The following is a 21316-nucleotide window of genomic DNA, read 5'->3' as shown; positions in this document are numbered from 1 at the left end:
GCCGAACCCAGCACGACCGCGGGAGTCCCCCCACGGCTCCGCGACCCGGCCCGCACCACCTCGCTCCACCCCGCTCCACCCCGCTCCACCCAGCAGGATCCAACAGAACCCAGCAGAACCCAGCAGGACCGTTCCTCCCGACCGGACCCCCCACAGTTCCGCACCCTGAGACGAGTTGGAGCACGCATGCCCCAGCACGTACCGTCCTCGCTGCGCGCGGCCGCGCCACGCCGCGCGGAGCGTCTCCCGGCGACTCCCCCACACCCGCGCCGGATCGTCTTCCTCGCCCACCGCGACCTCGGCAACCCAGCCGCGGGCGGATCCGAACTCCTCGTCGACCGGCTCGCCGACGGGTTGAGCAAACAGGGCCACCAAGTCACCCTGCTGTGCGGCGGACCCGCCGCCTACCGCGACTACCGCGTGGTCTCCGCGGGCAGCGACAAGGGCCACTACCTGCGGGCACGCGCCGCGTTCGCCCGGCAGATCGGCGACTGCGACCTGCTCGTCGAGGTCTGCAACGGCATGCCGTACCTGGCGCCGCTGTGGCACCGCGGGCCCACCCTCTGCCTGGTCAACCACGTCCACACCGACCTGTGGGGCATGCGCTTCCAGGGCGCGCTCGCCCCGGCCGCCCGGATCGGCCGACGGCTCGAACACTGGGCCCTCTCGGGGGCGCAGCGCGGCAACCTCCTCGTGGCCGTCTCGCCGTCGACGGCCACCGCGCTGCGGGGCATCGGCGTCGAGCGCGAACGCATCCGGATCGTGCACAACGGCGTCGAGGAGCCGGGCCCGCTGCACGCCCGCTCCGACGAGCCGCTCTTCCTGGCGATGGGCAGGCTCGTCGAGTACAAGCGGATCGATCTGCTGCTGCGGCTGTGGGAGCGCGTCAGGCCCGTCACGGGCGGCCGGCTCGTGATCGTCGGCGACGGCCCCGAGCGCCGGAGACTGGAGCAACTGGCGGGCCCGGGCGTCGAGTTCAAGGGCCACGTGGCCGAGGCGGAGAAGCACCGGCTGCTCTGTGAGGCCTGGATGCTGCTCCATCCGTCGGCCGTGGAGGGCTGGGGGCTCGTCATCACCGAGGCGGCCACGCGCTCCACGCCCTCGATCGGCTTCGACGTCCCCGGCGTGCGCGACTCCGTCGTGGACGGCGTGACGGGCCTGCTCGCGCGGGGCGAGAGTTCCTTCGCCGCCGCCTGGTGCACGCTGGCCCTCAGCGCCGAGCGCCGCAGATCCCTCGGCAAGGCCGCCGGTGAGCGGGCCACCCAGTTCCGCTGGGGCAACACGGTGCGGCAGTTCCAGGCCGTGGCGGCCGAGGCGGCCACCGCGCATCTGGCGGCCCCTGGCCCCCCGGCACCCCAGGGGTCTGCGTGAAGGACCCGTCGCTGCGCCGTTCCGCCACCCTGCTCCGGGCCTTCCTGCGCGAGCAGCAAGAGCCCGAACGGTGCTACACGCTCCTCGCCCGCGACGCCGCCGACCAGGTCGAGGCGTACGGCCCGGTCCGCGGCCGGGTCGTCGTCGACATCGGCGGCGGGGGCGGCTACTTCACCGAGGAGTTCCGGCGGCGCGGCGCGCAGTGCTTCCTCTTCGAGCCGAATCCGGCCGAGCTGGGGGCCAAGCCGCCCGAGGGGGCGGTGGTGGCCGACGGGTATCTGCTGCCGCTGGCTGACGGCGTCGCCGACGTCACGTTCTCCTCGAACGTCCTGGAGCACGTCGACGACCCGCAGACGTTCCTCAGCGAGATGGTCCGGGTGACCGCGCCCGGCGGGCTGATCTACGTCTCGTTCACCAACTGGTACTCCCCGTGGGGCGGCCACGAGTGGGCGCCCTGGCACTACCTGGGCGCCGGGCGGGCCCGCGCCCGCTACGAACGGCGCACCGGGAGGGCCGCGAAGCACGCGCTCGGCGAGAACCTCTTCGCGCACCACGTCGGAACGACCCTGCGCCAGGTGCGGGAGCGCACCGACGTGGAGGTCGTGTCGGCGCGCTCCCGCTACTGGCCGTTCCTGGCCGGGGCGATCACCAAAGTGCCGGGTGTGCGCGAGGTCGCGACCTGGAACCTCCTCCTCATCCTCAGGCGGTGTCCATGACCACGGTCCAGGCCCCACCCCCGGCGGCCGCAAGACCCACGACCGATGCCCCTGAACCCTCGCGGGGGCCGCGCTCGCGGCGCTGGTTGCTGGGGTTCTGGGCCGTGGTGTTCGTGGCGTTCCTGGCGGTGCGGCCGGGGCGGATGACGTTCGACACCAAGCTCGGTGTCTCCGTCGACCCCTGGCAGTTCCTCTCCGACCTGGGCCAGTTGTGGCACGACCGGGGCGGCTTCGGCGGAATCCAGGACCAGTACGTCGGCTACGCCTTCCCGATGCTGCCGTTCTACGGCCTGGCGAAGCTCGTGCACCTGCCGGTGTGGCTTGCCGAGCGGCTGTGGCTCTCGCTGATCGTGGCGGCGGCCTTCTGGGGGGCCGTGCGGCTCGCCGAGCGCCTCGGCATCGGCAGCCGCCACAGCCGGCTCCTCGGCGCGGTGGTGTACGCGCTGTGGCCGACGTTCACCATCGTGATCGGGTCGACGTCGGCGGCCGCGCTGCCCGGCGCGGTGCTGCCGTGGGTGCTGCTGCCGCTGACCGACGAGCGGATCAGCGCGCGCCTCGCCGCGTGCCGCTCGGCGCTGATCATCCCGTTCATGGGCGGCGTGAACGCGGCGGCGACGCTCGCCTCGCTGCTGCCCGTGGGCCTGTATCTGCTCTCCAGGTCGAACGGCCCGCGCAAGCGGAAGCTGATCACTTGGTGGGTCCCGGGTGTCATCCTCGCCACCGCCTGGTGGGTCGTACCGCTGCTCATGCTCGGCATCCACGGCGAGAACTTCCTTCCCTACGTGGAGAATTCGGCCACCACGACCGGCACCATGTCGGCGACGGAGACGCTGCGCGGCGCCGGCAACTGGGTCGCGTACCTGCACTTCGGCGAGGCCTGGCTGCCCGCGGGCTGGACGGTGGCGACGGCCGTCGTGGCCGTCGTCTGCTCGGCCCTCGCCGCCGCCCTCGGCCTCGCGGGTCTGGCGCGCCGCGATCTGCCGGAGCGGCGCTGGCTGGTCCTGACGGTCCTCTCCGTGGCCCTGGTGACGCTCGCCGGATACGGCGGGGCGTTCGGGGCGCCGTTCCACGGGACCGTCCAGTCCTGGCTGAACGGCGGCCTCGTCCCCTTCCGCAACATCTACAAGTTCCAGACGGGCCTGGCCCTCGCGCTCGCCTTCGGCCTGATGCACCTGGTCGGCGTGGCCGCCCAGACGCGCGGCGCGCGGCCGCTGCGCGGCAGGCGGTACGCGCCGCTGATCGCCGCGGTCCTCGTGCTGCCCGGCCTGGCGTGGCCGTACCTCAACGGCTCGATCCTGCAGCCCGGTTCGTTCAAGAAGCTGCCGACGTACTGGCAGGCGACGTCCGACTGGCTGGAGAAGTACTCCCCGGACTCCCGCGCCCTCGTCGTCCCGGCGACCGCGCACGGCATCTACACCTGGGGCTCGCCCATCGACCAGCCCCTGGACGTGCTCGCCGACTCGCGCTGGGCGCAGCGCGACTACGTGCCGTTCGGCACCCCGGGCAACCGCCGCGCGATGGACGCGGTCGAGCAGGCGCTGATGACCGGGGGCCAAGTGCCGGGCCTGCGCGACTACTTGACACGGGCGGGCCTCTACTACGTGGTCGTACGCAACGACCTCGACCCGGACCAGGTCGGCCACGTCCCGTCCGCCACGGTCAAGCGCACCCTGGAGGAGTCGGGCTTCAGCCGGGTGACGGGCCTCGGCCCGACCACGACCGACGGGACGATCCACAACGACACCCCGCTCCAGATCGAGGGGCTCTACCCGCGCCAGCGGGCGGTGGAGATCTACGCTCCAGGCAAGGGGGCCGAGCGCCCCGGCCAGGCGGGCCTGAAGCCGGTCTCCAACACGGCGGTCGTCAGCGGCGGCCCTGAGTCGCTGCTCCCGCTCTCCGCCGACCCGGCGATGCGGGACCGACCGACCGTCCTGACCGGCGACAACCACCCGGGCGTCGGGGCTCCCGCCCTGCAGGCGGTCGGCGACGGCCTGCGCCGCGCCGACACCCGCTTCGGCCTGGTCAACACCAACACCTCGTACACGTACACGCGCGACGAGCGGAACGCGGTCGACGCGCAGCAGGACGCGGGCAAGAAGCCGCACCAGATCCTGCCGACCAAGGGGATCGAGCACCAGACGACGGCGGAGCTGCGCGGCGCCAAGTCGGTCTCGGCGTCCAGCTACGGCAACTGGCTCTTCCACCTGCCGCAGTACGACCCGGTGAACGCCTTCGACGGGAACCCGGCCACGGCCTGGGCCGAGGGCAACGCCGATTCCGCGGACGGCGAGTGGATCAAGGCGGAGTTCCACTCCAAAGTCCAGGTTCCGGCCTCCTTCCGCGTCACGCCGCTGCCGCAGGACGGCGTGCGGTCCGCGCCCACCCGGGTGCGCGTGGAGACGGAGCGGGGCAGCGTCACCAGCAACCTCCAGCCGAACGGCATGGCCCAGCGGATCAAGGCCCGCGAAGGCGCCACCAAGTGGATCAGGATCACGATCCTGGACACCCAGGAGGCGCGCCCCGGCCTGACGGGCGCGGGCTTCGCGGAGATCAGCATCCCCGACGTGCGCGTCACCAAGCTCCTCCAGCTCCCCACGGACGCCGAGAAGTCCACGGACGCCCGCGCGAAGACCTACTCGATGCACCGCTCAAGCGACCCGGGCGCCCTCTCGCCGGTGAACTCCGAGGCGGGCCTGCACCGCCGCTTCACGACGACGGGCGACGGCGCGTACACGTTCAAGGGGAGCGCGGTGGCCGTGCCGGGCGCCGAACTGGACGAACTGCTCTACAAGGTGGCCCCGGAGCAGGAGCAGCAGATCATCGCCACCGCCGACTCCACGGCGAAGCTCGGCACCGGCCTGTCGCCGCGCAATCTCACGGACGGCGACCTGACGACCGGATGGATCGCGGGGTCCACCAACCGCCCGGTGATCCATCTCAAGTGGCCGGACGAACAGCCGGTGGGAGAGATCGTGCTGCCCGCGGCGGGCGGTCTGTCCACCCGCCCCGTGAAGATCGAGATCAGCTCGCCGGACGGCGCGGCGACCGCGGGCGTCGACGAGAACGGCCAGGCCCGCTTCACTCCGATCACCACTGACCGGATGGACATCACCATCACGGAGACCGCCCCGCTGACGGTGCACAACCCGGTCGCGGACAGCGACCTCCAACTGCCGGTGGGCCTCACCGAGGTGTACATCCCCGCGCTCGACAAGTACCGCACCCCGCAGCCCGCGGCCGACGAGCGCTTCTCGCTGCCCTGCGGCCAGGGCCCGACGATGTCGATCGACGGCGAGCTGTACCAGACGAGCGCCAAGGGCAGGGTCCGGGACCTCACCGAGCGCCGCCCGGTCGACATCACGCTCTGCCGCCGCGGCGAGGACGACCCCGAGGTCCGGCTCGACGCCGGGGCGCACAGCGTGGAGACGGGCGACGCGGGCCCGCTGGCCGTCATGGACGCGTCGCTGACCCTCGGCACACCGACCGCACCCGACACCACCTCCCGCGAACTGAAGGTCAAGGACTGGCTCGGCGACCGCCGCGAGCTCTCGGTCGGCTCGGGCGCGGCCTCGTACCTCACGACGTACGAGAACGTGAACGACGGCTGGAAGGCCACGCTCAACGGCAGGGAACTGACCTCGGTACGGCTCGACGGCTGGCAGCAGGGCTGGCTCGTGCCGCAGGGCGAGGGCGGCACGGTCAAGCTGAGCTACGAGCCGTCGCAGATCTACGAGATCGGCCTGATCCTGGCCGGTATCGGCGTCCTGGCGCTGATCGCAGGGACGGTGCTGTGGCGCCGCGAGCGGAACCACGAGCCCCCCTCCCCCGCACCGCCCGCCCCCGGCCTGATCCTGGGCACGGTGGCGCTCACACTGGTGGCCGCGCTCATCGGGGGCCTCTTCGCCCTCCTTGTCCCCGCCCTAGCGCTCCTCGCCCGGTGGCGCCACGCGCTCCTGGTGCCGCTAGCGTTCCTGGCGATGACCGGCGCGGGCATCGCGGCGGCGACCGGGGCGAGCGAGTCCATCGCCGCCGACGAGGGCCCATTCGGCCGCCCGGCCCAACTCCTCGCTCTCATAGCACTGTTCGCGGCGCTGGTATCGGTACGCGAGACACCACCACGCACCGCCGATACGTTGAAATACGCCCCGGCCACCCCCCCACCCCACGCACCCGCCCCCGACCCCGCGACGCAGCCCCTGCCCCTGCCCCGCCGCAACCGCAACCGCAAACGCGCCCCGGACACTCCACCCGAAGCGCCCCACCACGACGCGGGCCCGACCGTATCGGCCCGAGGCCCCGCGAAGGCCCAGCCGGAGCCCGCACCGCCGGGCGGCAGAACCATGCGCTTCCCGCGGCGCAGGCGACCGTCCACGACAGGAGAAGGCACCCACCGATGACCGCACTGGAACACCCCGCGCGGCGGCCGGGCGGCCCCGCACGGCCGCCGGCCCGCGTGCCGTTCCCCGTCGTCGACGAGGTCTCCCGGCACTGCCTCCAGGAGGAGGAGCCGGAGACCGTGCACATCGAGGTGCACCTGCCCGGCACCCCGGACCCGGACCGCCTCAGGGCGGCCTTCACCGAGGCCCTGCGCCGCCACCCCCGCATCCTGATGCGCGAGGCGCGGGGCCCCTGGTACCGCCGCCGCTACGAGTGGGAGCTGACCGACACCCCCGACACGGAGGTGGTGACCTTCCCGCCCCCCGAGCCGGACGCCCTGAAACGAGCCCGCGAAAGAGCCCTGGCCGAGGCACCCCCGCTGGCCCTCTCCCCACCCATCCGCCTGGAGGTGGTGGCGGCGCACCCCCCTCCCACGGAGGCGGAGGGCCGCGCACCCGACGTGAGGGGCCGCACCGGTATGTCCGCCCGGAGCACAGAGGCGCAAGCTCCGTCGACCATAACCGGGGCGGAGTCGCAAGGATGGCGAGGACGGACATACCGGTGCGGCCCCGCCCCGAAAACCACGGAGCACCCACCCCGGGAACAACCCGCCCTCCCCAAGACCGCCTCCGTACTCCTCCTCACCATCAACCACACAGCCCTGGACGGCCCCGCCTGCCTCCGCGTCCTGGCCACCGCCGCAGAGCTCTACGGCGGCCGGGACAACTCCCCGGCAGCACCCCCGACCCGCACCTCCACGCCCGGCTCGCCCCCCGAACCCCCGCCCGACGCACCCTCCGGCTGGGCACCCCCGGCACGGGTCGCCCGAGGCGCCCCCGAACCGTCCCCGGGCAACGGCATGCTCGTGGCGGAGCTGCCGGTCCCGCGCCGCCCCAAGGGCTCTCCCTTCACGGTGAACGACCAGCTCATGGTCGCGACCGCGCTGATGATCGCGCACTGGAACCACGAACACGGCGCGCGCCCCCGCCCGTTCCGCATCACGATGCCCGTCGACGACCGCCCGCGCGACGCCACCATGCCGATCGGCAACGGCACCCGCCTGGTCGAAGTGCCGTTCGACACATCCGAGTTGAACATGCACGCCTGGTCCCCCGAGGCAACCCACGACCTCCTACGACGCACCTCCGACCGAACCCGAGCCCTCAAGGCCCTCCCCCGCCCCCAACTGGGCCACGGCGCCGCCCTCCTGACCGCGCCCGTGCTCCCCGTCGCCGTCAGGGCCGCCGTCACCCGCGGCCTGCGCAGAGCGGCCGCGCCCTGGACGTCGACGACGCTCCTGAGCAACATCGGCCGCGTCCCGTACGCCCTCGACTTCGGCGACGCGGGCCGCGCGCACGCCGTGTGGTTCTCGGCACCGGCCCGCCTGCCCCGCGGCCTCACGGTGACCACCGCGTCGACGGCGGGCCGTCTGCACCTGGCCCTGCGCTGGTCGAAGACGCTGCTCAGCCACGGCGACGGCGCGCACCTGCGCGACCTCTTCGAGCGCTACCTCCATGCGACGGAACACACCGAACCCCACAGGCCCCACGGGGAGCCCACGTGACCACCGTGACCACCGAGCCCAAGCACCCCACGGACCTCCGGGACTTCTACGAGGACCCGTCCGTACCCGTCGCCTCGGGCGACGCCCGCAGCCTCCGCCAGGCCCGCATCCTCGCCGCCGCCCTCGGCCCCGCCACGTCCCGCACCGCCACGGTCCTCGACATCGGCTGCGGCGACGGCACGGCCGCGGCGACCGCGGCACCGCTCCTCGCGGGCCACCGCGTCATCGGCGTGGACTGGTCGCAGGACGCCCTGCGGCGCGCGCACGCCCGTCTCCCGTACGCCGTGCGGGGCGAACTCGGCGACGGCGGGCTGCCGTTCGCGTCCGGCGCGGCCGACGCCGTGCTGTTCAGCGAGGTCATCGAGCACCTCGTCGACCCGGACAGCGCCCTCGACGAACTCAGGAGGGTCCTCGCGCCGGGCGGTCACCTCATGCTCTCCACCCCCAACCTCGCGGCCTGGTACAACCGCGGGCTGCTCCTCGCCGGCGTCCAGCCCGTCTTCTCCGAGGTGAGCCTGCGCGCCATCCACGGCCGCCCCGGCAAGGAGGTCGTGGGACACCTGCGGCTGTACACGGCCCGCGCCCTGCGGGAGTTCGTCACGGCCGCCGGCTTCGAGGTGGTGCGGCTGTCCGGCGCGCCCTTCCACGGCGTACCGCGTCCGCTGCGCGCCCTGGACCGGCTGGCCTGCGCCGTGCCCGGCGCCGCCTCGATCCTCCTGTTGCACGCCCGAAAGGTCTGAGGCCCGTGTGGTGGGGCGTGGCGGCGGCGCTGTTCGCGAACCTGCTCTACAGCACCGGATTCGTGCTGGAGAAGAAGGCGCTGACGGCCATGCAGGCGGTCAGCGTCCGCAACCCCGCGAAGCTCCTGAGGCAGGTGCTCGGCAGCCCGCTGTGGATCGGCGGCTCGCTCTCCCTCGCGGCGGGCTTCGGCGCCCAGCTCGCCGTGTACCGCACCCTGCCGATCGCCGCCGCGCAGGGCATCTTCGTCTCGGGCCTGGTCCTGCTCCTGCTGCTGTCCTCGGTGCTGCTCGGCGAGCGGACCTCGGGCAGGGAGCGGTACGCGGTCGGCGGGATCCTGATCGCGCTGCTGATGGTGGTCCTCTCGCTCAGCGAGGACAGCGACACGGTCAGCCGCAGCGCGCCCGTACCGCTGATCCTCACGGTCTGCCTGCCGTCGCTCGCGGCGGGCGTCTGGCTGTACGGCTCCGCGGAGCGCCGCTCCAAGCACCGGCACCGGATGCCGACGGCGGGCGTCGAGTACGGCGTCGCGGTGGGCCTGCTGTACGGGGTGAGCTCGCTGGCCATCAAGGGTGTCTCCAGCTACCTGACGACGCAGGACATCGGCGGCGCGCTCGGCGGCCTGCTGCGCTCGCCCTACCCCTATCTGCTGCTCTTCACGGGCGCGTTCGGCCTGATCATGTCGCAGGCGGCCCTGCAGCGCTGCCGGGCGTCGCTGATCGTGCCGGTCTGCACGACGGTGACGTCGCTGTTCACGGCCGTGCTCGGGACGCTCGCGTTCGGCGAGGCGCTGCCGCACGAGCCGGTGCGCCTGGCCCTGCGGATCACCGGCACGGTCCTCGCCGTCTCCGTGCTCCTCGCCATGCCGAAACACGACGACACCGCTCCCCGACCCGCCACCGCCCCCAAGGAGTTGACCAGCGGATGAACCCCGACGACCCGCTGCTGAAGATCCTCGCGTGCCCGCTGGACAAGGGCCCGCTGCACCTGCTGTCCCCGGAGGCACCCCTCGTACCGGAGGAGTCGCTGTACAACCCGCGGCTGCGCCGCCGCTATCCGGTCGTGGACGGCATCCCGCAGCTGCTGCCCTCCTCCGGCGAGCAGGTTCCGGAGGACGAGCACGAGCAGCTCGTCAAGCGGATGTCCCCGTGACGAGGGGGTGCGCATGACCATCGCCGCCCGCGTGGCGCCCTACGTCCCCGACCGCCTGATCGCCGCCGTGGCCCGGCTGGTCTATCCCCGCTTCGAGCCCGAGCTGGCCCGCCTCGCCGACCTCTGTCCGCCGGACTGCGGCACCGCCGTGGACGTCGGCGGCTGGTACGGCCCGTGGTCGCGCCGGCTCGCCTCGCGCGCGCGGCGCGTGGTGACCGTCGAGCCGGTGCCGCACCTGGCGCGGCTGCTCGCGGCCAGCACGCCCCGCAACGTCCGGGTGGTCCAGGCCGCGGCGACGGACCGCCCGGGCACGGCCCGGCTCTGGCTGCCGCCCGGGGACCGGGGCGAGCGGGGCGTGTCGTCGCTGGTCCGGCGCGACATCCACGAGAGCGCGGTCGACGTGCCGTGCCTGACCCTGGACGGCCTCGGCCTGCGGGACGTCCACTTCATCAAGATCGACGTGGACGGCAACGAGCTGCGGGTGCTGCGGGGCGCGCGGGAGCTCATCGCCCGCGACCGTCCGGCGCTCTTCATCGAGCTGGAGTCCCGCATCCAGCCGATCGCCCCGATCGTGGAGCTCCTGACCGGCCACCACCACTACCGGGGCTGGGTCCTGCCGCGCGACACCTGGCTGCCGCTGGCCTCCTTCGACCTGGAGGCCCACCAGTCGGGCACGTCGTACGTCGTCTCGCAGGGTCTGCTGCGCCGGGTGCTCACGCCGAGACGCCCGCGGTACGTGAACTCGGTGCTGTTCCTTCCCGACGGCCGCCGCCCCGGCGAGCGTGCGGTGCGCGACGATGGGGTGCATGCCCGCTAGCTCTTCCCGTGCCTCCGCCCCGTTCGGCGCGCTGGACTTCCAGCTCGTCCTGTTGCGCAGGATGGCCGACCACAACGCCGACCTGGTGGATGACGCCCGCCGCGAGCTGGGCGCCTCCATCGCCGAGATGCGCGAGGCCAACCGCCGCTGGCAGGCGATGGCGCGCTCACCGCGCTCCCGGGGCGCCGCGTCCCGCTACCGCTCGGTGCTCGGCGCCCCTGAGGAGAGGGCCCGCCGCAGCATCGGCGACCTGGAGTGCGAGGCGCTGCTCTGGCCGGTCCCGCTCTGGCCGGAGCTGCGCTTCGAGGTCCTGCTCGCGCCGAACGGTGCGGTGTGGCACGAGTGGCTGGTGCGCGCTCCCGGCGCTCCGGCTCCGCCGCTCCGTACGGCCGAGGACCTCGCGCCGTGGTCCTGCACGGTCGACGAGGCGGCCCGCGCCTTCGCTCCGGCACGCCCCATGGAGGGCACCGCACCCACCCGGTGGGGGCTCCTGTTCGAGGCCCCGGACGCACGGGGCGAACGGCGGCCCTACGCGGCGGAGTTCACGTGGGGGCTGCTGCAGCGGGTGGGGGCCCGGGGCTAGGGCCCTTCTGACGGGTCCTAGGACGCGTACGCGGTCTTCACGATCAGCTCGGCGACGCGGGACGGCGAGCCGGGGTGGAGGCCGAGGAAGAGGTTGGGCTCGACGAGTTCGAGCTCCATGACGCGGGGGCCGCCGTCGGCGCCGTCCACCAGGTCCACGCGCGCGTAGAGCAGCTCGGGCGAGCCCGGCACGGCCGCGAGCGCCCGCTCGGCGACGTCGAGTTCGGCCGCGGTGGGCTCCCAGGGGCGCAGGTCGGGGTGGGGCATTTTGTCGTCGTCGTACGCCGTGCCGGGCGCGAGGACCGCGCCCTTCTGTATGGCGTGCAGGAACTGGCCGCCGAAGAAGACCAGGGCGCGCTCGCCGGTGGCGTCGATCCGGGTCATGTAGGGCTGCACCATGGCGGTGAAGCCCTCCTCGTGCAGATGGGCGATGTGCGCCCGCGCCGCTTCCCGCTCGTCCGCGCGGTACCGTCCGGCGTAGCGCGCGCCGGCGCCCGAGGTGGGCTTGACGACGAACTCCCCCTCGATTGCCGGTAGTTCCGCGCTCTGGCCGGGCGCACGGTAGTACGTCGGCACGACGGGCACACCGCCCTCGGCCAGCTCCCCCAGATACCGCTTGTCGGTGTTCCACCGGACGACGTCCGCGGGGTTGGCGAGCCGCGTGAGCGAGGCGCACCGCTCCGCCCACGCCACGTACTCGCCGGTGCGCCAGCTGTAGTCCCACGTGGACCTGATCACCGCGAGGTCGAAGCCGGACCAGTCGACGTCCGGGTCGTCCCACCCGACGACACGGACGTCGCCCCCCGCGGCGCCGACGGCCCGGGCGAGGACCGGCAGGTCGGTGTCGTGCTCCGGCCGCGGCCGACGGGTGACCAGCGCGATACGGGGGCTTGCCATGGGGAGTTCTCCTTCGCGTACACCGCTCGAACGCGCAGGCTAACAACCGTGGCCGGTGCGGCTCAGAGAATAAAGACGCTGCGCGCCGTCTCCGTGAGGTAGGTGACGCCCGGGTACACGAGCTCCTCGACCTGGCCGGTGCAGTCAGGGCCGGTGTGGACCTCGGCGATGGCGTCCGTGTGGTTGGTCACCGAGCTCGGGAAGCGGGGCACGGGGAAGCAGCCGCTGGGGTCCCGGTGGTCGCGGCCGTTGACGATCAGGACCCCCTGCGCGGCGTACGCGGAGCCCGGCACGGAGAGTGCCATCACCGCGGCCGTCACGAGCGCCCCGAGCGCCGTGGCCACCTTCGTCGTGCGTCGTCGCGTCATGTGCGTGCCCTCCGCCGTGCGGACCGCTCACGACGCGCCCCGCTGGAGTCACCCAAGGTAGCGGGTCGGACGCGACACGTAATCACCCTTGCCCGCGAGGCAAAAGCCCGGGTCCGGCCTTGTTCGCCGACTCCAACATCTGCTTATGATTCAGCGGTGTTCGATTCACGGCACATCAAGACGTTCCACGAGGTGGTCCGCTCCGGTTCGTACTCGGCGGCCGCCCGCTCCCTCGGCTATACGCAGCCGGCGATCACCCAGCAGATGAAGGCCCTCGAACGGTCCGTCGGCACCCCGCTGTTCACCCGCGTCGGCCGCCGCATGCGCCTCACGGAGGCCGGCGAGGCGCTGTCCCGGCACGCGGGGATCATCCTGGACGACATCTCCGCCGCCCAGCAGCAGATGACCGCGATCACGCGGCTGCGCTCGGGACAGGTGCGGGTCTGCGCGTTCCCCAGCGCGAACGCGACCCTCATCCCGGAGGCCCTGGCCCGGCTCGCCACGGGACATCCGGGCGTGCGCGTGGAGCTCCTGGAGGACGAGCCGCCCGAATCGCTGCGGCGCGTGGTGCGCGGCGAGTGCGACATCACGCTCGCCTTCACCTACCCCGGTCTGCACGACGAGGTGCCCGCTGAGCTGGTCGAGATCCCGCTGATGGAGGACCAGCTGACCGTGCTGCTGCCCGCCGGGCACCGGATGGCACGGCAGCGTTCGGTCAAGCTCGCCGAGCTGGCGCAGGAGCGGTGGATCGCGGGCTGCCCGCGCTGTCGCGCCAACTTCCTGCACGAGTGCGCCGAGCTGGGATTCGCACCCGAGATCGCCTTCACCACCGACGACAACCTGGTGGTGCAGAGCCTGGTCGCCGAGGGCCTGGGCATCGCGATGATGCCGGGGCTCGTCCTGAACTTCCTCTGCCACGGCAAGGTGACGGGCCGCGCGCTCGACCCGGCCTCGCGGCGCCAGGTGTCGGCGTACGTCCTCAAGGACCATCTGCGGATACCGGCCACCGCGCTTGTCCTGGACGAGCTGAGGACCGTGGCCGCGAACCGCGTCGGCTGCTGAAGGGCCGCCGCCTCCCCGCCCGCCTCCCCCACTTCCCTTCCTCCGCGCCCCTCGCCTCCCCACGACCCATAAGCAGAAGTTGAAGGGTGGCGAAAGAACTGTCGTTGGACGTGATGGATCGGGCGGCGCGACGCTGCCGGTATGAGCACTCCGACCGCGTACCGGGCCGCCCGGACCACAGAGCGCCTCGACACCCTCGTCGCCGACGTGCGCGAGGCCGTGGGGCGCGGCCTGCCTCCCGACCTGACCGCGTATCTGGTCGGCGAGCGGCTCGCCCCGCACCTCGGCGGCGCCAATCTGCTCACCGAGGAGCAGTGCGAGGGCGACCCCGACCACTACCGCCAGCACGTCCTGCACGCCGAGCAGGACGGCAGCTTCTCGATCGTGGCGCTCGTCTGGCTGCCGGGGCAGCGGACCTCCGTCCACGACCACGTGTCGTGGTGCGTGACCGGCGTGCACGAGGGCGAGGAGCAGGAGCGCCGCTACCGTCTGGTGCCCGCCGCCGGGCCGGGCGGCGCCGCCCGGCTCGTCGCCACCGAGGACGTCGTCAATCCACAGGGCTCCGTCTGCGGCTTCGCACCGCCCGGCGACATCCACCGGGTGTGGAACGCCTGCGGGACGCGCGCGATATCCCTCCACATCTACGGCGCGGACATCGCCCGGCTCGGCAGCAGCGTCCGCCGGGTGTACGAGCTCCCGGCCGACCGGTAATGGCGCTGCTCGGGCAGCGCCCGACCTCCCGCACGGCACCGGCCGGGCCGCCCGCCGTACGCCCGCCGGGCAAGGTGCCCGGCCTGACCCTTGCCGTGCTCGGCGTCGGCGTCGCCTGGGGCGTGCACCGGCTCGTGCCCGGTGTGCCGATGCTCACCGCCGCCGTGGTCCTCGGCATCGCGGCGGCCCATCTGCCCGGCGCCGCCCACGCGTTCGTCCGCGGCCCCGGCAAGGCGGGTCTCACGTTCGCCGGGAAGCGGCTGATGCGCGTCGGCGTCGTGCTGCTCGGTCTGAAGCTGAGCCTGGACGACGTTCTCGGGCTCGGCTGGGCCTCGGTCGCGATGGTCCTCTGCGTGGTCGCGGTCACCTTCTCCGGTACGTGGTGGCTGGGCCGCCGCATGGGGCTGCGCGGCGACCAGCCGCTGCTGATCGCCACCGGCTACTCGATCTGCGGCGCGTCCGCGATCGGCGCGGTCAGCGAGGTGTCCGAGAGCGACGAGCGGGACACCGCCACGTCGGTGGCGCTCGTGACCCTGTGCGGCACCCTCGCCATCGCCGTACTCCCCTTGCTCCAGCACCCGTTGGGGCTCAGCGACGCGGAGTTCGGCCGCTGGGTGGGGGCGAGCGTGCACGACGTCGGCCAGGTCGTGGCGACCGCGCAGACCGCGGGCGCCGGCGCACTCGGCGACGCGGTCCTGGTCAAGCTGATGCGGGTCGCGCTGCTCGCGCCGCTCGTCGCGGCGGTGGCGCTCTCGGTGCGGGCGCGGCGGCGGCAGGGGCGCGGCACCGAGGTGGCCGCGGGCACCAAGCGGCCGCCCCTCGTGCCGCTGTTCGTCGCCGGCTTCCTCGCCATGGTCGCCCTGCGCACCACGGGCCTGCTGTCCGCCGCGGCGATCGACGTCGCGCAGACGGTTCAGGAACTCCTGCTCGCCGCCGCCCTGTTCGGCCTGGGCAGCGCGGTCGACCTGCCGTCCCTGACCCGCACCGGCGGCCGGGTCGCGGCGCTCGGGCTCGCCTCGTGGATCGTGATCGCGGGGATCTCGTACGTGGGCGTACTGCTGACCTGAGGGCCTGTCTTTAAACCCCCGCCCGCGCCCCGAGGGCCGGGATGCGAACAACGGATGCGAACGACTGGGCAGTTGTTCCCTGGAACAGGTGATCGTCACGCCAGGGATTGCGCGCAAGGCGTGTGATTGACGATGCTTACGGTGCGCAAGCGACGGGCTGCAGACCGTGACTTCGCCCCGGTCCATGTCCCATGCGGGGCCGGGTGGCCGGACCCGTGTTCCCGGGTCACGGCGTTCCTGAGAGTCCCACAAGGAGAGCACCACCATGAACCTCATCACTGACGTCGTCGCCGGTCTCGCCCACTTCCTGGGCTGGCTGGTCTGAGAGCCTGTCTCTGACGTCACCCGCGATCCGCAGCGACGCCGCCTCCCCCGTCCCACGGGAGGCGGCGTCGCCGTGTGCGTGCTGTCCGGTTCAAGGACAGGCTCTCAGCGGGTCGTGGTGGTCTCCGGGTAGAACTCCCGGGCCCCGCCCGTGCCGTCCTTCGCCCTGCCGAGCAGGCTCGCCGGGTACTCCACGCACCAGTAGCTCGCCGCGCCGACCGCCAGGGCCACCAGGACCACGACGAGCACCGCGACCGGGAAGCCCGCCTGCGCCGACGGCAGCAGGCCGGACTTGCCGAGCTGGAGCATCACCGGCTCGTGCCAGATGTAGAGGCTGTAGCTGACCAGCCCCACCGCCGTGACCCAGCGGGCCCTCAACAGGCCGTGCCAGCGCACCCGTTGCCGCTCCCGGTGCCGGACGTGCAGCGTCGCGTACAGCAGCGCGGACCACAGCACGGCGGCGATCGGGTGGTAGAAGGTCTGCGCGGCATTCTCCGGGGCGCAGAGGTACGACAGGGTCAGCAGGCCCGCCAGGGAAACGACCGACAGGGCGGTCGACCAGCGGGCCCGCAGCCTGCCCCGGTCGTCGCCGAGCGCCGTGAGCAGGACCGCGAGGGCCATGCCCGCCGCGAAGCCGCCGAAGCGGGCCTGCGGACCGAAGTACACCGGCCAGTCGGTGTGCGGCACGTCCAGGACGTAATGCGCCCAGGAGATCCAGCCGAGCGGCAGGGCGAAGAGGACCGCGCAGCCCGACGCGCACAGCGCCACCCGGGCCCGCCGGGTGCGCAGCCCGCGGCAGGCCCGCACCGCGAGCGGCCCGAGGGCCACGAGCACCAGGTAGAAGGCGACCTCCAGGGAGAGCGACCAGGTCGGGCCGAGCGTGTAGAAGATCCGCTCACGGTCGAGGACATGGGTGAACGTGAGGTGTTCGACCAGGTCCCGCCAGTCCCCCGGCAGCGTCGGATTGCGCGTCGACCAGACGAGCAGAACCGCGAGGAAGTACAGCGGCAGGATGCGGATCGCGCGCCGGAAGAGGAAGACCCTGCCGGGCCTGACCGAGCCCTCCTCGCCGTCGATGGCCGCCCGCGCGTACGACAGCGTGAGGAGGTACGCCGACATCACGAAGAAGAGGTCGATCACTTCGAGGGAGAGCAGCGCCCCGACGTACGGGCTGTCGACCGGCGGATGCGCGCCCGCCGCGTCGTACGTGTAGTACTGCTGCCAGACGTGGAAGACCACCGTGCTGAGCGCGGCAAGGCCGCGGAAGCCCTGGAGTTCCAGCGCGCGGCCGCGGGTCGGCGGCTCCCGGTGCTCCGGGGCCCGGGGCGGCGCCGTGGTCTCGGGAGCGATGAGCGAGGTCATGAACCCCCTCCGGCCCCGGGCGGCTCGGCGACCGCGACGGCGGCAGCGGCAGCGACGGTGGGCGGTTCGGCGGTCGCGGCGCGCGGCGTCACCCGCCACTGCCGGTCGCCGAGCGCCTCCTTCAGGTGGGCGGCCCGCGCCACCGTGTTCTTGAAGTGGGTGTAGAAGAACGTCGTCACGAACAGATAGCGCCAGAACCAGGCCTTGCGGCGGCGCAGTTCGGGCACCGCGAGCCGCCAGGCGAACGCGGCCTGCACCAGACCCGCCGACATCGTGACGGCCGCCGCGACGACGCAGACGGGCACCGCCCAGTCGAGGCGGTCGGCGCCGCCCGCGCGAAAGGCCGCGTGCAGCAGGATGGGCAGGATCTGCAGCGTCAGCCACGGCTGGACCTCGCGCCAGCCGAGCAGCACGAAAAGGCCCGCTTTCTGGCGCCGCGTGAAGACCGGCGAACGCAGGCCCCGCCACAGGTGCCTGAGCGAGACCTGGAGCCAGCCCTGCGCCCAGCGCGAGCGCTGGTTCCACAGCGGCTTCAGGAGCGTCGGGGCGAGCTCGCGCGAGACGAGCGTGCGGTCCATGGCGATGCGCGCGCCTTCACTCAGGGCCCGCATGGTGGAGTCGATGTCCTCGGTCAGCATCGAGCCGTGCATCCGCGTACGGGCGAGCAGGTCGGTGCGCCAGAAGCCGTTGGAGCCGCCGAAGACGCCGAAGCCGTAGAGCCGGGTGCGGCCGGGGTGGCTGACCGCGTAGATCGCCTCGAACTCGACGGCCACCAGCTCGGCGACCCAGGAGCTCTCGCCGTTGCGTATGACGCAGTGGCCCTGCACCACGTCGTAGCCGTGGGACAGCCAGTCCCAGGCGTGCCGGAACGCGTCCGGCGCCGGATGGTGGTCCGCGTCGAAGATGCCGACGAACTCGCCGCGCACCCGCGTCACCGCCGCGTTGAGGTTCTGCGCCTTGGACGTGCTGCCCGGCACCGGGAGCAGCACCAGACGCGGATCGCGCCGCGCGATCTCCCGCAGCGTCTCCTCGACGGGCAGCGGGTGCGGGGTGTTGTACGCGAGGACGATCTCGACCTCGTTGGGATAGTCCAGGCGCAGGAACGACTCGACGGTGTCGACGATCGTCGCCGCCTCGTTCGGCAGGTACGCCGCGATGACCGCGCTCGCCACCGGGTAGGGCCGTCCTGGCGCGGCCGGACGCGGCTTCGCGTCGAGCGAGAAGAGGCACTCCAGGACGATGAGCAGGGCGGAGGTCACCAGGCCCGCGACCACCACCCAGTACGCGACGGCCGCGGCGTCCCAGCCCGCCGCGTACGCCTGTTGGTAGAGCAGGAACGGCACGCCCACGCCGAGCGCCGCCATCAGGACCGGCGAGAGCAGCGGCGTCACCGCGGCGAGCAGGGCGCGCGGGCCGGGCCGGGCGCGGCGGTGGCTGTGCGCGGCGGTGGCCCGCATCCACGGTTCGTAGCGGACGGGCCGCAGATCGCGGTGGCGCAGGGCCTCCTCCGCGGCGTCCCTGGCCTGTTCGGCGGCCTGTGCGCTCGCGCCCTTGCCGGTGCAGGCGGACAGCGGGGCCCAGCCGACGGCCGGGGTGAGCCGGACGTTCTCGTCCGCGACGACGAACGGGGTGCCGGCCACGGAGACGGCGAACTCCCGCAGGCTCGCGGTGGCCGTCTCCTCGTCGACGCCCGGCATCAGGACGAGGAGGCGCCCTTCGTCGTCCCAGCCGAGCCGGTCGCAGACGTTGCCGAGACGCTCGCCGACCTGGGCGAGCCGCTCCGCGACCTCGCGCCGCACGCGCGGGCCGAGCCGGGTCTCCAGGGCCTCCGTCTCGGCGACCCGGACCACGGCGAGGATGCCGCCGCGCCGGGCGGCCGCGGGCCGCTGCAGTTCCCGGTCGAGCTCGGCCATGAAGTGCGGCGCCGAGTACAGGCCGGTGCGCGGGTCGAGCAGCAACTGCTCGACGGGGACGGGGACCCGGTGCAGCTTGGCCGCGATGCGGGCGGACAGCTCGTCCGGGTCGAACGCCTCCGACACGCAGTCGTCGGCGCCGTACCGCAGCAGTTCGGCGACCGTCGCGGGGGCGCGCTCCGCGGTGACCATGACCAGCGGCAGCGCCTGGCCCGCCGGGTCGGCGCGCACCTCCCTGATCACGTCGCGGCCCTGACTGCGGCCGTCGGGCCCGCCGTCGAGGGCGACGATCGCGTCGGGCGGCGCCAGCCGGACCTGACGGCGGACGTCGCCGGGGACGGCGTGCGTGACCTCGTGGCCGGTGAGGCGCAGGGTGCGGGTGAGCTGTTCCCGGCCGGGTCCCGGGGCGCCGACCGCGAGCACGTGGGGGTGGCCCGGCGGCGCGGAGTCGGAGGTGGTGGACTGGTGCGGTATGAGCACCGGTGGGGAGGCGTCGGGACGCCTCAGGACATCAGACATGAAGGTGGTCCCATCCTGTTCGGATTGTGGGGGGAGGACCGGATTTCCGAGGTGTTCGTAGGTGAGGGAAGGTGGGCCAATGGGTCACATCAGCCTCAGCGATCACTGTGACACCGCACCTTCAGCGGCGTAACGCTCTCATTACGCGCCGGTGCAGAGACTGCACAGGCTCTGCACCGGGCGCGCAGACCGAACAGACAGAACAGTCACACGGACAGCACACGGACGACGAGCAGAATTCGAGGAGTTACGACACGTGGATCCCCTCTTCCCGGCCCTGACCGCCCCGCGCGGCGAGGCACTGCGCTTCGGCGACCGCTCCCTCTCGTATGCCGGACTAGCGGCGAACGCAGGCGCGTTGGCAGCCCGGCTGGACGGCGCGGGACGGGTCGCCGTCTGGGCCACCCCGTCGCTGGAGACCGCCGTCGCCGTGGTCGCCGCACTGCTCGCCGGAGTACCGGCGGTGCCGCTCAACCCGAAGTCGGGCGACTCCGAACTGACGCACATCCTCGCCGACAGCGCACCGTCGCTGGTCCTCGCCGAGCCGGGGGCCCAGCTGCCACCCGCGCTCGCGGGTCCGGCGCGCCACGACGTCGAGGTGCGCCAGGACGGCCAGGACCACCCGGCAGACCTCCCCGCGGAGCCGGACCCCGAGACCCCCGCCCTGATCGTCTACACCTCCGGCACCACGGGCCCGCCCAAGGGTGTCGTCCTGCCGCGCCGCGCGATCACCTCGACCCTCGACGCGCTCGCGGACGCCTGGCAGTGGACCGGCGACGACGTCCTCGTGCACGGCCTGCCGCTCTTCCACGTGCACGGCCTGATCCTCGGCGTCCTCGGCCCGCTGCGGCGCGGCGGCTCCGTACGGCACCTCGGCCGCTTCAGCACGGAGGGCGTGACGCGCGAACTCGGCTCGGGCGCGACGATGCTGTTCGGCGTGCCCACGATGCACCACCGCATCGCCGAAGCACTGCCCGGCGATGCGGAGTTGGCGAAGGCGCTGGCCGGCGCGCGGCTCCTGGTGTCCGGTTCGGCTGCGCTGCCGGTGCACGACCACGAGCGGATCACGGGCGCCACGGGCCGCCACGTCATCGAGCGGTACGGCATGACGGAGACGCTCATGAACACGAGCGTCCGCGCGGACGGCGAACCGCGCGCGGGCACGGTCGGCGTACCCCTCCCCGGCGTCGAGCTGCGCCTGGTCGGCGAGGCGGGCGAGGGGCTGCCGGCGGAGGACCCCGAGGCGGTCGGCGAGATCCAGGTGCGCGGCCCCAACCTCTTCACCGAGTACCTGAACCGCCCCGACGCGACGGCCCAGGCGTTCGCGGCGGGCGGCTGGTTCCGCACCGGCGACATGGCGGTACGCGACCCCGACGGCTACGTCCGCATCGTCGGCCGCAAGGCCACCGACCTCATCAAGAGCGGCGGTTACAAGATCGGCGCGGGCGAGATCGAGAACGCGCTCCTGGAGCACGCGGGGGTGCGGGAGGCCGCGGTCACCGGGGAGCCGGATCCGGACCTGGGCGAGCGGATCGTGGCGTGGATCGTCCCGGAGGACGCGGAAGTCCCGCCGTCGGAGGCGGAGTTGGCGGACCATGTGGCGGCGCGCCTGGCGCCGCACAAGCGGCCGAGGGTGGTGCGGTATCTGGCGGCGCTGCCGCGCAACGACATGGGAAAGATCATGAAGAGGGCGCTGCCGCAACCTTGAGAGCCTGTTTTTGAGGCAGACCCGCCGGACGGGCTGACATATCAGCCCGTCCGGCGATCGAGGACATC

General features: G+C 73.1%; 17 protein-coding genes. 13 read left to right on the top strand and 4 right to left on the bottom strand.

Features of this window, described 5'->3' with window-relative positions; all coding sequences use genetic code 11:
• Window positions 1-186 precede the first annotated feature (186 nt).
• The 9 genes from ACFVYL_RS11560 to ACFVYL_RS11520 are packed head-to-tail and all read left to right on the top strand — an operon-like array spanning window position 187 to window position 11318.
• Window positions 187-1371 (top strand): glycosyltransferase family 4 protein, encoded by a 1185-nt coding sequence (locus ACFVYL_RS11560; protein ID WP_389714674.1) that lies wholly within the window; start codon window positions 187-189, stop codon window positions 1369-1371.
• Window positions 1368-2087, top strand: coding sequence for a class I SAM-dependent methyltransferase (locus tag ACFVYL_RS11555; protein ID WP_389714673.1), 720 nt, complete (start codon window positions 1368-1370; stop codon window positions 2085-2087). Before ACFVYL_RS11560 ends, ACFVYL_RS11555 begins: the two co-directional genes overlap by 4 nt.
• On the top strand, window positions 2084-6484 hold the full coding sequence (locus ACFVYL_RS11550; RefSeq protein WP_389714672.1) for an alpha-(1->3)-arabinofuranosyltransferase family protein: 4401 nt from the start codon (window positions 2084-2086) through the stop codon (window positions 6482-6484). Before ACFVYL_RS11555 ends, ACFVYL_RS11550 begins: the two co-directional genes overlap by 4 nt.
• On the top strand, window positions 6481-8028 hold the full coding sequence (locus ACFVYL_RS11545) for a condensation protein (RefSeq protein ID WP_389714670.1): 1548 nt from the start codon (window positions 6481-6483) through the stop codon (window positions 8026-8028). The genes ACFVYL_RS11550 and ACFVYL_RS11545 overlap by 4 nt, the downstream gene beginning before the upstream one ends.
• Before the next feature lie 5 nt (window positions 8029-8033).
• On the top strand, window positions 8034-8768 hold the full coding sequence (locus ACFVYL_RS11540) for a class I SAM-dependent methyltransferase (RefSeq protein ID WP_389714715.1): 735 nt from the start codon (window positions 8034-8036) through the stop codon (window positions 8766-8768).
• Between the two features lie 17 nt (window positions 8769-8785).
• Window positions 8786-9694, top strand: a complete 909-nt coding sequence (locus ACFVYL_RS11535) for a hypothetical protein (protein ID WP_389714713.1) — start codon at window positions 8786-8788, stop codon at window positions 9692-9694.
• Window positions 9691-9918 carry a Trm112 family protein gene (locus ACFVYL_RS11530; protein WP_389714668.1) on the top strand — a complete coding sequence of 76 codons (228 nt, stop codon included), beginning with the start codon at window positions 9691-9693 and terminating at the stop codon, window positions 9916-9918. The genes ACFVYL_RS11535 and ACFVYL_RS11530 overlap by 4 nt, the downstream gene beginning before the upstream one ends.
• Window positions 9919-9931: 13 nt before the next feature.
• Window positions 9932-10735: an FkbM family methyltransferase gene (locus ACFVYL_RS11525; RefSeq protein WP_389714667.1), complete on the top strand. Its 804-nt coding sequence runs from the start codon at window positions 9932-9934 to the stop codon at window positions 10733-10735.
• Window positions 10716-11318: a hypothetical protein gene (locus tag ACFVYL_RS11520; RefSeq protein WP_389714665.1), complete on the top strand. Its 603-nt coding sequence runs from the start codon at window positions 10716-10718 to the stop codon at window positions 11316-11318. Before ACFVYL_RS11525 ends, ACFVYL_RS11520 begins: the two co-directional genes overlap by 20 nt.
• Window positions 11319-11335: 17 nt before the next feature.
• On the opposite strand, the gene ACFVYL_RS11515 is transcribed toward ACFVYL_RS11520, so the two are convergent.
• On the bottom strand, window positions 11336-12214 hold the full coding sequence (locus ACFVYL_RS11515; protein ID WP_389714663.1) for a RimK family alpha-L-glutamate ligase: 879 nt from the start codon (window positions 12212-12214) through the stop codon (window positions 11336-11338).
• 62 nt (window positions 12215-12276) lie between these two features.
• Window positions 12277-12582, bottom strand: a complete 306-nt coding sequence (locus ACFVYL_RS11510) for a hypothetical protein (protein ID WP_389714662.1) — start codon at window positions 12580-12582, stop codon at window positions 12277-12279.
• A 156-nt stretch (window positions 12583-12738) separates the two neighbouring features.
• On the opposite strand from ACFVYL_RS11510, the gene ACFVYL_RS11505 reads away from it, so the two are divergent.
• The 3 genes from ACFVYL_RS11505 to ACFVYL_RS11495 all read left to right on the top strand — a co-directional run bounded on the left by ACFVYL_RS11505 (window position 12739) and on the right by ACFVYL_RS11495 (window position 15422).
• Window positions 12739-13644, top strand: a complete 906-nt coding sequence (locus ACFVYL_RS11505; RefSeq protein ID WP_389714661.1) for a LysR family transcriptional regulator — start codon at window positions 12739-12741, stop codon at window positions 13642-13644.
• 141 nt (window positions 13645-13785) lie between these two features.
• Window positions 13786-14355: a cysteine dioxygenase gene (locus ACFVYL_RS11500; RefSeq protein WP_389714659.1), complete on the top strand. Its 570-nt coding sequence runs from the start codon at window positions 13786-13788 to the stop codon at window positions 14353-14355.
• A complete protein-coding gene (locus ACFVYL_RS11495; RefSeq protein WP_389714657.1) occupies window positions 14355-15422 on the top strand; it encodes a YeiH family protein in 1068 nt (355 codons plus the stop codon). Before ACFVYL_RS11500 ends, ACFVYL_RS11495 begins: the two co-directional genes overlap by 1 nt.
• A 429-nt stretch (window positions 15423-15851) precedes the next feature.
• Here the strand turns inward: ACFVYL_RS11495 and ACFVYL_RS11490 are convergent, their stop codons facing one another.
• Together ACFVYL_RS11490 and ACFVYL_RS11485 are read right to left on the bottom strand one after the other, a co-directional pair.
• Window positions 15852-17108: an acyltransferase family protein gene (locus ACFVYL_RS11490; RefSeq protein ID WP_389714655.1), complete on the bottom strand. Its 1257-nt coding sequence runs from the start codon at window positions 17106-17108 to the stop codon at window positions 15852-15854.
• Window positions 17105-19540, bottom strand: a complete 2436-nt coding sequence (locus tag ACFVYL_RS11485) for a glycosyltransferase (RefSeq protein ID WP_389714654.1) — start codon at window positions 19538-19540, stop codon at window positions 17105-17107. Before ACFVYL_RS11485 ends, ACFVYL_RS11490 begins: the two co-directional genes overlap by 4 nt.
• A gap of 256 nt (window positions 19541-19796) precedes the next feature.
• Between ACFVYL_RS11485 and ACFVYL_RS11480 the strand changes: the two genes are divergently transcribed.
• Window positions 19797-21248 carry an acyl-CoA synthetase gene (locus ACFVYL_RS11480; RefSeq protein WP_389714653.1) on the top strand — a complete coding sequence of 484 codons (1452 nt, stop codon included), beginning with the start codon at window positions 19797-19799 and terminating at the stop codon, window positions 21246-21248.
• The last annotated feature ends 68 nt before the right edge of the window (window positions 21249-21316 follow it).

Origin of the sequence: Streptomyces sp. NPDC058308, from assembly GCF_042880275.1 — a bacterium.
In the GTDB taxonomy this organism is placed as follows: domain Bacteria; phylum Actinomycetota; class Actinomycetes; order Streptomycetales; family Streptomycetaceae; genus Streptomyces.
Note: the sequence above shows the minus strand (reverse complement) of the source record. Positions and strands in the feature narration are given on the sequence as shown.

What these genes read in the sequence shown, in the direction of transcription:
- ACFVYL_RS11560 (WP_389714674.1), top strand. Translation starts at nt 187, where the DNA reads ATGCCCCAGCACGTACCGTCCTCGCTGCGCGCGGCCGCGCCACGCCGC.
- ACFVYL_RS11550 (WP_389714672.1), top strand. Translation starts at nt 2,084, where the DNA reads ATGACCACGGTCCAGGCCCCACCCCCGGCGGCCGCAAGACCCACGACC.
- ACFVYL_RS11545 (WP_389714670.1), top strand. Translation starts at nt 6,481, where the DNA reads ATGACCGCACTGGAACACCCCGCGCGGCGGCCGGGCGGCCCCGCACGG.
- ACFVYL_RS11530 (WP_389714668.1), top strand. Translation starts at nt 9,691, where the DNA reads ATGAACCCCGACGACCCGCTGCTGAAGATCCTCGCGTGCCCGCTGGAC.
- ACFVYL_RS11525 (WP_389714667.1), top strand. Translation starts at nt 9,932, where the DNA reads ATGACCATCGCCGCCCGCGTGGCGCCCTACGTCCCCGACCGCCTGATC.
- ACFVYL_RS11520 (WP_389714665.1), top strand. Translation starts at nt 10,716, where the DNA reads ATGGGGTGCATGCCCGCTAGCTCTTCCCGTGCCTCCGCCCCGTTCGGC.
- ACFVYL_RS11515 (WP_389714663.1), bottom strand. Translation starts at nt 12,214, where the DNA reads ATGGCAAGCCCCCGTATCGCGCTGGTCACCCGTCGGCCGCGGCCGGAG.
- ACFVYL_RS11510 (WP_389714662.1), bottom strand. Translation starts at nt 12,582, where the DNA reads ATGACGCGACGACGCACGACGAAGGTGGCCACGGCGCTCGGGGCGCTC.
- ACFVYL_RS11500 (WP_389714659.1), top strand. Translation starts at nt 13,786, where the DNA reads ATGAGCACTCCGACCGCGTACCGGGCCGCCCGGACCACAGAGCGCCTC.
- ACFVYL_RS11495 (WP_389714657.1), top strand. Translation starts at nt 14,355, where the DNA reads ATGGCGCTGCTCGGGCAGCGCCCGACCTCCCGCACGGCACCGGCCGGG.
- ACFVYL_RS11490 (WP_389714655.1), bottom strand. Translation starts at nt 17,108, where the DNA reads ATGACCTCGCTCATCGCTCCCGAGACCACGGCGCCGCCCCGGGCCCCG.
- ACFVYL_RS11485 (WP_389714654.1), bottom strand. Translation starts at nt 19,540, where the DNA reads ATGTCTGATGTCCTGAGGCGTCCCGACGCCTCCCCACCGGTGCTCATA.